The following is a 13,350-nucleotide window of genomic DNA, read 5'->3' as shown; positions in this document are numbered from 1 at the left end:
CGGTGGATATCAATATGGTATTACACCTAATGATGCTCAGACAGATGGAACCGGTAACAAGACGTATACACATTATTGGGGATTTGTTGTTACAGCCGGTGTTTCACCAAATAGTAGTGGAAATAAAGACCAATCACTTCCTGTTCAATTTGTTTCTTTAGTTGCCTTAACGGGGAATTCAAAGGTGACGCTTGTTTGGGAGACGGGAAGCGAGTTTAATAACGCTGGATTTGAGATTTTCAGGAAGGCAGAAGGTGAAGTTGAGTTCAAATACATCGCTGGTTATCAAACAAATCCAGAACTTAGAGGTCTTGGCACAAGCCCGCACGGCAAGAGATACTCTTACACGGATACCGATGTGAAGAGTGGAATGACATATGAATACAAAATTTATTCTGTTGATTTCAACGGGAATCGTCAAGAGTTTGGTTCAATAACTGCCAGAGTTGTTGCTGAAATTCCAGATAGATATGTTCTTTATCAAAATTATCCTAATCCGTTTAACCCTGGGACTGAGATAAAATTTGACCTTCCGAAGTCAGGCAATGTTAAGATAGAGATTTTCAATTCGCTTGGTGAGCGTGTCGCTGTGCTTTATGATGGTTATATGGAAGCTGGTTATGGGAGAACTGTCAGGTGGAACGCTGTTGGATATCCAAGCGGTGTCTATTTCTATAGGTTACAGGCGGGTGAGTTTATGGATGTGAAGAAGATGGTGCTTATGAAGTGAAAAAACTTCTCTCTTGTTGGGAGAGGGTTAACCCTCTCCCGCAAGGTTGAAATAATTTAAGGTAATTTTAAAAATAATCAGGCATTGCGATGATTAAAAGATTATCCCTGCTTATGTTTTCGCTTTTTCAATTTTTACTCTCTCAAACTGTCCCGGTTACATTTTATTATAAACCTCAAACCCCGGTCAACGCTGTGTTTCTTGCTGGGAGCTTCAACAATTGGGGGAACAATGTCAATGGCATCGTTTCCGATGTGAGATTTAAAATGAGCTATGACCCTAATTCAGGGGTTTGGTATAAAGTTGAAAATCTCGGAATTGGAACTTTTGAATATAAATTCGTAGAGGACAGAAACAATGACGGTAATGGCGAAACATGGATAACCGATCCGAACAATCCGAGGATCAACTATTCAAATTATAACAATTCAATCATCATCGTCACCGATCCGATGGTTTTCCATCTCCTCCCAAAGCATGGCTCAATTACAAACAGAGACCAACCTGAAATTTCAGCATATATATTTTATTCTTCTGGCACAACGATATCAGAGATAAATCTTTACATAGATGGTCAGCTTGTCCCGAATGGATTAAGTTATTTTAACCCCGGAAGTCAGAAGTTCAGTTATGTTCCACCACAGCCACTTTCAAACGGTCAGCATTTTATAAAGCTTGAAGTTAAAACTACCACTGGCAAAGTCGGTCAAGATACTTCAAGATTTACAGTTGATGTCACATACAGGATTTATCAGGCTGAATATGAGTTTATTTTTGATCCGAGAAGTTCAAGGAATCCGTATAAAAACATCACATCTGTGGCGCTTCGTGGTGAATTCAACGGTTGGGGGGAAGACCCGATGCAGTTTGATTCAACACGGGGTGTTTGGGTTAAGACTTTGAAGTTAACGGAGGGGGAATATGAGTACAAGTTTTACCTTAACAACTCAATTTGGACTGCTGACCCGGATAATCCAATTACAAGGGGGCAATATGGAAATTCAGTTGCTTATGTGAGAAGACAGCTTAAACCGTATTTTAAAGTGATGAGCCCATATAATGGTTCAATTTTTGGAGATACGATACAATCAATCAACATCTTGGCGAAGGTATTTGATAGTTCAAGAGAGAAGGGGATAGACCCAAGTTCGGTTAAAGTTTATCTTGATGGGAATTTGATCCAGTCAAATTATGATACAGCGACAAAGATTGTAACTGCACAGGTCTCGGGTTTAACTGTTGGAAGACACGAGTTAAGGTTTGAGGCAAGTGATAAAGAGGGAAATTCTGGGGTAACTTATTCATCGTTTGGAATTTTCCCGCAGGGCTCGGGCTTTCATTATGTTGATAATACATCGGATGATGTAGGGGATGGGGATTATGTTTATCCAAATGGATTTCAGCCGGGTTCGTGTGATATTTTAAGTTTTGATATGTATTTGAACTCAAGTAAGGACACAATCTTTTTTGAAGTTGGACTTCGCGATGTCACGATAAATACCGCGCTGGTTGTTTCAATTAATACCTCTATTGACAATTTCGTTGTTGATCCTTTCGGTGCTGGTGTGGAGATTTCGGATTTCAGTGACCGTGGCTTTTATATGATTTTTGCTCCGGGATTAAGCGACCCGAGATTTAACGCTATTTATACCAAGGTTTCACCTTTGACGAAGTGGCGAAATGTTCAGATTAATCCTTCAGCGATAGATTTAAACAAGATAAAGTTTTCACTTTCGGTTGATGATATCTCTAGCTATCTTGGGACGGTTACTCAAAAGCTCTATGTTACGGTTTATTCTTTCCTTATTGATGGAGATGGAAATGCTGTTAAAATTACTTCTTCAAATGGCGGTAGTGATGAAAATGGGAGTCCGAATGTATTTGACATTGCTTTTTCTGACGATGCGGTTCAGAGAAAAATGTTAAGTTATTATGTCACAGGTTCGAGCCCGATTTACTCAAGAATTGATAATGAATGGCGAGGTTACGCTGGAGTAAGACCCGAACAGCTTGGATTTGATGTTGAAGGTATCCCGATAGTTAAAATTCTGACCCAACCGAGGAGGACTAGAAAATCAAGCATAACTATAAACGGTGAAATAAGACGTCCTGATGGGACGCTTGCAAGTGAAGTCACATATATTGAACTTTTCGTAAATGGAAACAAGGGGACATACGGTGCATCTGGAGGTAAGTTTTCCGCAAATGTCTCACTGGTTGAAGGGGATAACATAATGCAGGCAAAGGCGACTTTAAATAACAAGTCGGGATATTCAAACAAAGTTAACATTTATAGAATAGTTGATCATCGTCCGGATGCGAAAATAAAATTTTCAATTTCTGGCAACACGATATATCTTGATGCGAGTGAAAGCACCGATCCAGATGGTGATGTGTTAAGTTTCGTTTGGTTTGCTGATTCAACAAATCCTGAGATAATATCTGGTGTTAATGGTTCAACTTCAAATGTTATTGCAATTTCAAAACCCCAAACACCAGGGGATTATTTCTTCATGCTCATTGCAAGTGATCCATCTGGGAATGCTGACACCACAAGGAATTATTTCACTATAAATTCAGATGGTTCTGTTTATTTTCCAGGTTATGCTGATAATCCTGCTTGGGTAAAAAATGCACGCATGTATTTGATCTTCCTTCACTCTTTTACCGATGAAGGAACTATTAGAGCAGCAACCGCACGGCTTGACTATGTAAAATCAATGGGCTACAATGTCATTTGGCTTATGCCGATTATGTTAAATCAATATAGAATTGATGCGGTTGGGGGTGGTTATGGAATTGTTGACTTTTACAAAATTGCACCGGAATATGGGACAATGGATGATTTTAAAGAGTTTTTAAGAAAAGCGCATTCATTGGGGATCAAAGTTATACTTGATATGACAGTAAATCATGTTGCTGATGGTCATCCTTGGGTTCAAAGTGCAAGACAATATAGGGAAAACTCGCCTTATTGGAGTTTTATCCAACACACAATTTTCCCGCACGGTGAGGAACTACCTCAATCGTATTCGCCAGATTCCGTTTATGTAAGATATGCTGATTGGTCGCTTGCAAATCTTGATTGGTCGGATATTGATTTAAGAAGTTATATGATTGATATGCTGAAATGGTGGGTAAAAGATGTTGGGGTTGACGGTTTTAGATTTGATGTCTATTGGGGACCACAGAAGAGATATGGGGAGCAAAATTTTGGAGTTCCGATAAGAAAGGCGCTTAAAAAAGTTAAGCCAGATATATTGCTTCTTGCTGAAGCTGCTGGCACTGGATTAGGAACAGAGATAATCTATGCCGACAAAGGAGGTGGGGTTGATGCAGCATATGACAGAAATATGTGGAACGCATTTAAAAATGCTTACACAATGAGTTTAAATGAGTTAAATAATATCGCCACAAATTACGGCTATTATCCTGGACCGAACTCTCAATATCTCAGATATATGGAAAACCAAGATGAAACGCGGATTGCGCTCGTTTATCAGAGTGATTTAAGAAAAACAAAACCACTTGCTACGCTTTTATTTACTATCCCAGGGATTCCCCTCGTTTATGCTGGACAGGAAGTTGGTTTCGGCAACGGAATGGGAGAGTTTGAAGGTAGAAGATTTAAAATAAATTGGAATGACCCAGATAAAGAACTTTTGCAAGCACATTATCAACGGCTTGCACTGATAAGAGAAAAATTCCCAGCTTTTAGAAGTAGAGAACATATCATGGTAAATGCTAACGATTCAAGGGTCTATGCTTATGTGAAAAGGTTTGAGAATCAAAATGGGCTGGTTGTGTTGAATTTTTCAGATCAAACGAAGACAGTATCGCTTAACATAAGAGATTTCGTGAGTTTTACTGGTGGTGTAAATGACAACGCAAATTATTACTTGAATGACCTGTTTAGAAATATCAATCAACAAATTAGCGGATCTGGACTTTCAACTGTTCAAGTTACGCTTGAACCATATGGTTCAGCGGTTTATACAGTGTCTTTGACAAGGGATACTCTTCAAGTTCCACCAATAGTTTCAGTGCCATCCGATGAAGTTGGTCAAATACCTTTGGAGTTTAAACTTTATCAAAATTACCCAAATCCATTTAACCCGGAGACATTGATTGAGTTTGAAGTTCCGATTAAAGGTGATGTAAAAATTAGCGTTTATGATGTGCTGGGCAGGGAAGTTGCTACAGTTTTTCAAGGTGAGTTGAACCCGGGAAGATTCAGGGTTAAATTTCACGCTGATGGATTGCCAAGCGGGATTTATTTTTATGAGTTAAGAGCAGGGAATTTCAGAGATGTTAAAAAAATGATTTTGTTAAAATAATCTCGGTTTAAGGGATGAAAAAATTCCTCTTTTTTCTGCTGACGACTGCTCTTTTATCACAACCGAAGCTTGAAGACGGCTATGTCGTCTTTAAAATTTACGCACCTGAAGCTAAAAAGGTTGCAATAGCTGGTGACTTCAACGGTTGGAATAGAAATGATTTCTTGACAAGGGATGAAAATGGATTTTGGACAGGGAAATTTAAAATTAAACCCGGGCTTTATCAGTATAAGTTTATCGTTGATGATAAATGGATAACCGACCCTGGCAACCCAGTTAGGGTTGAAAACTTTAACAGAACCGACTATAACTCTGTTTTCGTTTTATCTTATGATTGGAAAATTTTGCTTCAATCTGAGCCTGATGCGAGGGCAAATCTTGAAGATATTTACCCGAAAACAAACAAAATTTATCTTAACATAATTTGGCATCAACATCAGCCCTCTTATATTGATCCCGAAAGAGATGAACTTCGCGGTCCTTGGGTTAGAACGCACGGCACAAAAGATTATTACGATATGGCGAGCATACTTGAAAAATATCCTGATGTCCATGTGACTATAAATTTGACCTCATCTTTGTTATTGCAAATTGAAGAATTTTATGTAAAAAGGTTAAAGCCCTATGTTAACCTGGAACGAAATAGAGTTGATGCAAAAAGATACTTCAAAGATGGCGTCAGGATAGATCCTTGGATTGATTTGATGTTGAAGAACTCGGAGGAATTTACAGAAGTTGACTTCGGATATCTTTACAAGAATTCGTGGAATTGTTTCAGCGTAAGTGAAGTTGTTTTGGATAGATTTCCAGAATACAAAGCTCTAAAGGAAAAGAATCCGAATGAATACAGCATTTCAGATATCAGGAAGATAAAATTTTTCTTTTATCTTGCGAACTTTGACCCCGACTTTTTAAATGGGAAGGTTAAACTTCCAAACGGATTAATAGTTGATTTAACCGACTTGATTGAGCGAAGGGAGGGGAAGTATTATCTCAAAAAGGAAATCACAGAAGATGACTGTAACAGAATCGTTGCTGAGACATTTAAGGTGATGTCGTCAATTATCCCTGTGCACAAGAAGCTGATGTATGATTTCAAAACGAGAAAAGGTCAGATAGAAATCATCACTACACCATTTTATCATCCGATTTTGCCTTTAATTTATGATACTGATGTAGCGCGAATTTGTCAGCCGTTTGACAAGCTTCCCCAAAGATTTAGTTATCCTGATGATGCATATATGCAAGTAAAAAAAGCGGTGGATTATTATCATAAAATTTTTGGAAGAAAACCGCTTGGAATGTGGCCAGCTGAAGGTGCAGTATCTGAACAGGTTGTATCAATCTTTGTCAAGAATGGGATTAGGTGGATTGCTACTGATGAAAAAGTACTTTCAAATTCTGATCCCAAGGGTTTACCTTTCTACTTCCCATATCGCGTTGATGAGGATACAATTAAGGGGAATAATAATGAAAACGGTTCGCTTTTAATTGTTTTTAGAGATACCCATTTGTCTGATGCGATTGGTTTTGTTTATCAAAATTATGACCCTGAGGTCGCTGCAGATGATTTTATACGCTATGTTTTGAGCTTTGCGCCCGAGGATTCAAGCGAAGAAAGATTGATATCAGTGATACTTGATGGTGAAAATGCTTGGGAGTGGTATAGAAAGGACGAAGATGGGAAGGGGTTTTTAAACGCGCTTTACAGGAAATTGAGTAAATTATACAAAGAAGGTCAAATTGTTACTGTGACGATGTCCGAGTGGATATATGGAAATCCAGACCGAGGGATTAAATCGCATCCGATAATTGAGCACACTGAAATTGAACCACTTTGGGCTGGGAGCTGGATTAACGCTAACTTTGATACTTGGATCGGTGAAGAAGAGGAGAATTTAGCGTGGGAATATTTGCTTTATGTAAGACAAGATATGGAGAAGTTAAATGTTAAGAGCCCAAAAAATTTTGAATCGCCAAAACCGGGAACAAAAAGATATTATGAGCTCAAAGCATGGGAGTCAATTTACTCCGCCGAAGGAAGCGATTGGTTCTGGTGGTATGGCGAAGACCAGACAGGTCTTGGTGGAGATGAGCCGTTTGATGAAGGATTTAGAACGCATTTGATAAATGTTTACAAATTCCTTCAAAAAGCTGGCTATAAAGTTGAAACCCCAGAATTTCTTAACAATTCAATCCTGCGCTTGAGATGAGACCTTTTTGTTTCCTTTTCCTTTTGTTATTTTTTACCTCTTGCTCAGAAAATAGTGATGAGATCAGGATTGTCATATGGCATCAAAAACCGCCTGGTGAAAGGGAAGTGCTTGAAACCGCCGTAAAAAAATATATGGCGGAGCATCCAAATGTTAAGGTGATCGTTTTGTATAAAGAGACGGAGGAATTAAGATCAGCTTATATAATTTCGGCGGTTGCTGGAAAAGGACCTGATATCGTTTATGGACCGAGCGATCAAATAGGGGTTTTTGAAGTTCTTGAAATAATAAAACCGCTTGAGGAAATTTTTGATACTGGTTTCATAAATCAATTTGACCCGAGAGGATTGCTTTGGTATAAAGGGCATTTGTATCAAATAGGAGATCAAATTGGAAATCATCTTTTTCTGCTTTACAACAAAAAACTTGTCAAAAAACCACCTGAAAAGATGAGTGAGTTGATTAGAATTGGGAAGGAATTGACAAAGGACATTGATGGTGATGGTAAGATAGATCAATACGGGCTTGTGTGGAATTACACTGAGCCATTTTTCTTTATCCCTTTTTTAACTGGCTTTGGTGGATGGGTGATGGATTCAACTGGAAATCCAACTTTAAACACTGAAGCAACTGTTAGAGCACTTCAATTTGTTCGTGATTTGAAAGATAAATATAAGATTGTCCCGCGAGAGTGTGATTACAATACCGCTGATGCTCTTTTTAAAGAGGGAAGGGCAGGAATGTTAATCAACGGTCCTTGGTCAGTTGGTGGTTATAAAAAAGCTGGGGTTGATTTTGGAATAGCTAAAATTCCGAGGGTTGATGAAACAGGACTTTGGCCAGCTCCTATGGTTGCAATAAAGGGCTATTCAATCAATGTCAATGTTAGTGAAAGGAAACTACCTTATGTGATTGACCTCTTCAAGTATCTTGTCAGCCCGGAGGTTCAGCTTGAACATACCAAAGCCCTTGGAACTATCCCGACTCATAAAAAAGCACTTGAAAGTGAGATTGTGAAAGCTGATCCATTAATTCAAGCATCAATTTCTCAAATGGAAGTTGGGAAGCCAATGCCAGTTGTGCCTGAACTTCGTGCGATATGGGATGCCATGAGACCATATTATCAGGCGGTGCTCGGTGGCACAATTTCACCTGAAGAAGCAGCAGAAAAGATGCAACAGCTCGCCATAAAAAAAATTGAAGAGATGAATGAGTAAAAGGCAAAACATCTTTATAATTGCTTTTCTATTGCCAGCGGTTATCGTAATGTTTGGAGTCATCGTTTATCCATTTGTTTATAACATCGTCATCTCGCTTTCAAATATGAGCTTGAGGCACTTTCGCGATTGGAGGATAATTGGGTTGAAGCAGTATGTCAAGGTTTTCTCTGAGGGGATTTTTTATTCGGTTTTCTTTAAGACATTGATTTGGACATTTGTGAATGTTTCATTTCATGTTCTCATTGGTGTTTTTCTTGCTTTAGTTTTGAATAGGAAATCACTTAAATTTAAGCCAATTTTTAGAACGCTTCTAATTTTACCTTGGGCAATTCCTCAGGTGATAACTGCACTTACTTGGAGGAGTATGTTTAACTATGAATATGGTGCAATTAATATCTTCATCGCAAAATACTTGAACCTTTCACCAGTTGAGTGGCTTTTGAGACCATTTGAAGCTTTTACTGCTTGTATAATAACAAATGTTTGGCTTGGTTTTCCTTTTATGATGGTTGTTGCTTTAGGTGGACTGCAAAGCATTCCTCAAGAATTATATGAAGCAGCTGAAATTGACGGAGCATCAGCGTGGCAGAAATTCAAAAATATAACCCTGCCATTTTTAAGACCTGTTATGGCCCCAGCTATAACCCTTGGCATTATATGGACATTCAATAACCTTAACATAGTTTGGCTTGTTTCAAATGGAGGGGAACCGGCAGATCAAACACATATACTCGTCTCATATGTTTATAAAGCAGCGTTTAACCTCTACAGGTATGGTTATGCTTCAGCTTTATCGGTCGTGATATTTTTCATACTGCTTGCCATAGGGCTGTATTTCTTAAAGAAAACAAGAGCGGTTGAGTCTGTATATGAATGAAAAAGTGAAAAAAATTTTGATTGACTTCTCTGCCTATCTTTTCCTTGTGATTTTCACGTCTTTAACTATTTATCCTGTTTTAAATGTTGTGAGCATATCTTTAAGACCCGCTGACAAGCTTCTCTCAACTTCACTTAGCATAATCCCCGAGGGGGCAACTTTAAGTTCTTATATCTCTTTATTTACAGAGACGCCGTTTTTGAGATGGCTTCTTAACTCAACGCTTATTTCTCTTGCAGTTATGATAACCGGGGTTACACTTGCTTCAACCGCTGGTTATGCTCTGTCAAGGTTTAAGTTCTTCGGAAAAAAGGCGGTTATGATTGGAATTTTGATAACGCAGATGTTTCCCGCAACAATGCTTTTGCTTCCCCTTTACATAATGCTTATAAAACTTAAACTGCTTAACAGTTATCTTGGCGTGATCATTGTTTATACATCAACTGCTTTACCTTTTTGTGTTTGGCAGATGAAGGGATATTATGATACGATTCCGGTAAGTTTGGAAGAAGCTGCACGGATAGATGGATGCAATCAATTTCAAGCATTTTATAAAGTTGTCTTCCCATTGGCTCTTCCTGCTCTTGTCATAACAGCGCTTTTTTCTTTTATGTCGTCTTGGGCTGAGTATGTCGTTGCTGCACAGATTCTACAAGAGCCGGAACTTTACACACTTGCAATCGGACTTAAACAATTTGAGTCAAGCATGGCAACTCAATGGGGGCTTTATGCAGCAGGCTCTCTTTTTGTAAGTATACCAGCTGTTTTGCTATTTTTAATTTTGAGTAGATATCTTATCTCTGGGCTTACGCTTGGAAGCGTTAAAGGTTAAAAAAAATTTTGGCGCAATTATGGAAATAAAAGTAAATGGCTTTGTAATTAATTATAACCTCCATCAGCTTGAATCAAGCCCTGTTGTTGTTTTCGTTCACGCCTTCCCGCTGAATCAAAAAATGTGGGAAGGACAGGTTAAAGCTTTGCGGGATAAATTTTCTATACTTACATATGACCTTAGAGGTTTCGGTAAAAGTGAGGTCGGTGATGGACAATATATGTTTGAAAATCATGTGGATGATTTCATTGAGTTGCTTCTGAGCTTAAAAATTGAAAAAGTTATCGCCTGTGGTTTGTCAATGGGTGGATATGTGCTTTTAAGAGCATATGAAAAAAATCCGTCGTTTTTCCATGCTTTGATATTATGCGATACAAGGGCTGAATCCGACGGGAACGAAGCAAAATTAAGAAGAAATCAAATGCTTCACATATTGAAATTTCACGGGAAGGAAAAATTTATTGATGAGTTTGTAAAAACAGCTCTTTCACAGAAGACATTTGAAAGAAACTATGAAGTCGTTGAGTTTGTAAAGAAATTGATATATGAAAATGATGAGAAGGGAATCGCAGGAAATTTGATATCCCTTTCAACGAGAACGGACACAACCTCCGTGCTCGAGAAGATAGATGTTCCCACATTGATAATTGTAGGCGAAGATGATGCCTTAACACCACCTGCGTTAGCTCGGGAAATCAACTTGAAAATTAAGGAAAGCGAACTCGTCGTCATTCCAAACGCCGGGCATTTAAGCAACCTTGAAAATGCTGAAGAATTTAATCGGGCGATTTTAAATTTCTTGCAGAAAATTTAGTCACCATATCTTTCTCGCATAATTTTTGCCACGGTGACCATATTTTTTAACGATGGAATAACCTCTTCCCAATTTCTCGTTTTAAGACCGCAATCAGGATTAATCCATATCAAATTTTTGTCAATTAACTTTATTGACCTCTCGGCTATCTCAAGCATCTCTTCAACTGTTGGAATGCGTGGGGAGTGGATATCATAGACACCGGGACCGATTGCGTGGTCATATTTGAACCTTTCAAATGCATCAAGTATTTCACCCTTGCTTCGTGATGCCTCTATCAAGATGACATCAGAGTCCATAGCATAGATGTATTCAATGATCTCATTGAACTCAGAATAGCACATATGCGTTTGAATTTGTGTCTCCGGTTTGACTTGTTCATTGGTCAATTTAAAAGCGTTAACAGCCCATTCAAGATATTCCCTCTGCTTTGACTTTTTAAGCGGAAGCCCTTCTCTAAAAGCCGGTTCATCAATTTGAATTACCTTTATCCCAGCTCTTTCAAGGTCGCTAACCTCATCTCTTAATGCAAGTGCAATTTGATAAGCGATTTCTTTTTTTGGTATGTCCTTTCTATAAAACGACCAACTTAAAATCGTAACAGGTCCAGTGAGCATTCCTTTAACTGGTTTTGAAGTGAGCGACTGAGCATAAGAGATTTCCTTAACAGTCATCGGTTCAGGTCTTGAAACATCTCCGTGGATAATTGGCGGTCTTACGCATCTTGTCCCGTATGATTGAACCCAACCGTTCTTCGTAAATGCGAAGCCCTTCATCTTTTGTCCGAAAAATTCAACCATATCCGATCTTTCAAATTCGCCATGGACGAGAACATCAAGTTCAAGTTCCTCTTGAATTTTTATGACATTTTTTATTTGCTCTTTTATGAAGTTTTCATATTCATCTTGTGAGATTTTACCAGCAACGAAGTCAGCTCTTGTTTTCCTGACTTCTTTTGTTTGCGGGAAGCTGCCTATTGTGGTTGTTGGGAATTTCGGCAATCCAAGTAGTGAAATTTGCTTCTGGTATCTTTCTTTGAAGTTATCTTTCCTGCCAATTTTATTCTCATCAATTTCTGCAACTCTTCTTCGCACCCGCTCATCTTTGAATTCATCCATTATCGCTTGTAAATTTTGTGAAGGTACAGGAAAGCCCTCGTTAATTATTTTTTTCAGTGTTTTCAATTCATCAAGCCGTTCATTCGCAAATGATAAAAGGTTAATCAACCTCTCATCAAGATGTCCCTTTTCATACTCTATTGAAACCGGGAGGTGGAAAAGCGGAGATGAGTTTGAAATTATAAGTTTATCTTCGCTGACGAAATTTAAAATTTGATTTATTAAGTCAACGGTTTTCGCAAAGTCAATTTTCCATGGGTCTCTGCCCGAGACAATCCCCGTGATTAATTTTTTGTCCTTTGGAAATCCAAACTTTTTCAAATTCTCAAGATTTTCATCGTTGACTGTGAAATCAAGTCCAATTCCACTCACAGGCAAATTATTAACAATCTCTTCATACCTTGACAAACTTTCGTAATATGTATGGACGAAAACTTCAATATCTTTAAGTCCTTGCGTTAAAGTCCTGTAGGACTCAATTAAAATTGCAACATCATCTTCTTCAAGGTCAAGGACAAGCGCTGGCTCGTCAAGTTGAACGGCTTTAACTCCGTTTGCCTCAAGTTCTTTTAAAATTTGGTTGTAAATTTTTGAGGCATTTATAACAAGTTCTTTGAAGCGTTCACTCTCTCTCGCTTTGACCATATGAACTAAAAGTGTTCCCTCTTGTTTCTTGGGGACTTTGCCAAGCCAAACATAAGTAAATGGACCAACGAGGACAGGTTTTGTTTCTACGCCGACCTTTTCAAGCGCAAATTTATACGAGTCAAGTGGTCTATTTTTTAAAAGTTTGAATTCATTTTCAAACTCTGGCACGATATAGTGATAATTTGTGTCAAACCATTTCGTCATCTCACAAGCGACAGCTGTTTTACTCCCACGAGCCATTGCAAAGTATGTGTCAATGTCGTAATTATCGCCAAATCTTTTCGGTATTACACCAAGCATTGTTGAAATGTCAAGTATGAAATCATAAAGCGAAAAATCGTTTGATGGAATGTAGTCAAGTTCAGCTTCTTTCAGTGTCTTTAAACGCTGAATTTGAATCTCTTCTGTCTGTTTGTAAAGTTCCTCTTTCGTTATTTGACCAGCCCAGTAGCTTTCAACTACTTTTTTTAATTCTCTATTTGGACCGATTTTGGGGTAACCGAAAGCGGTCGTTTTTATTGCCATCCTCAGTTGAATTTAGTTTTTATTTATTTAGTAGCA

The 13,350-nt window shown here is 38.3% G+C and carries 8 protein-coding genes; 7 read left to right on the top strand and 1 reads right to left on the bottom strand.

All coding sequences use genetic code 11. The features are described 5' to 3' along the window. The 7 genes from FKZ43_RS09070 to FKZ43_RS09045 all read left to right on the top strand — a co-directional run. The coding region (locus tag FKZ43_RS09070) for a T9SS type A sorting domain-containing protein (protein WP_140945568.1) at positions 1-730 on the top strand (730 nt) is incomplete at its 5' end. 89 nt (positions 731-819) lie between these two features. Then, positions 820-5,067 carry an alpha-amylase family glycosyl hydrolase gene (locus tag FKZ43_RS09065; RefSeq protein ID WP_140945567.1) on the top strand — a complete coding sequence of 1,416 codons (4,248 nt, stop codon included), beginning with the start codon at positions 820-822 and terminating at the stop codon, positions 5,065-5,067. A 14-nt stretch (positions 5,068-5,081) separates the two neighbouring features. After that, entirely contained in the window at positions 5,082-7,280 is a 2,199-nt protein-coding gene (locus tag FKZ43_RS09060; RefSeq protein WP_140945566.1) for a hypothetical protein, read from the top strand. After that, positions 7,277-8,497, top strand: a complete 1,221-nt coding sequence (locus tag FKZ43_RS11615) for an extracellular solute-binding protein (RefSeq protein WP_235894731.1) — start codon at positions 7,277-7,279, stop codon at positions 8,495-8,497. Before FKZ43_RS09060 ends, FKZ43_RS11615 begins: the two co-directional genes overlap by 4 nt. Beyond that, complete coding sequence (locus tag FKZ43_RS11610; protein WP_235894730.1) at positions 8,490-9,377, top strand: carbohydrate ABC transporter permease; 888 nt, start codon at positions 8,490-8,492, stop codon at positions 9,375-9,377. Before FKZ43_RS11615 ends, FKZ43_RS11610 begins: the two co-directional genes overlap by 8 nt. Further along, entirely contained in the window at positions 9,370-10,209 is an 840-nt protein-coding gene (locus FKZ43_RS09050) for a sugar ABC transporter permease (protein ID WP_140945565.1), read from the top strand. The genes FKZ43_RS11610 and FKZ43_RS09050 overlap by 8 nt, the downstream gene beginning before the upstream one ends. A 19-nt stretch (positions 10,210-10,228) precedes the next feature. Continuing rightward, on the top strand, positions 10,229-11,023 hold the full coding sequence (locus tag FKZ43_RS09045) for an alpha/beta fold hydrolase (RefSeq protein WP_140945564.1): 795 nt from the start codon (positions 10,229-10,231) through the stop codon (positions 11,021-11,023). Here FKZ43_RS09045 and metE read toward each other — a convergent pair. After that, positions 11,020-13,314: a 5-methyltetrahydropteroyltriglutamate--homocysteine S-methyltransferase gene (gene metE, locus FKZ43_RS09040; RefSeq protein ID WP_140945563.1), complete on the bottom strand. Its 2,295-nt coding sequence runs from the start codon at positions 13,312-13,314 to the stop codon at positions 11,020-11,022. The two genes, FKZ43_RS09045 and metE, sit on opposite strands and share 4 nt — an antisense overlap. Positions 13,315-13,350: the final 36 nt, after the last annotated feature.

Source organism: Candidatus Thermokryptus mobilis (genome assembly GCF_900070205.1).
GTDB classification, from domain to species: domain Bacteria; phylum Bacteroidota; class Ignavibacteria; order Kryptoniales; family Kryptoniaceae; genus Kryptonium; species Kryptonium mobile.
The sequence above is the reverse complement of the archived record's forward strand: the minus strand, read 5'-3'. Positions and strand labels throughout refer to the sequence as shown.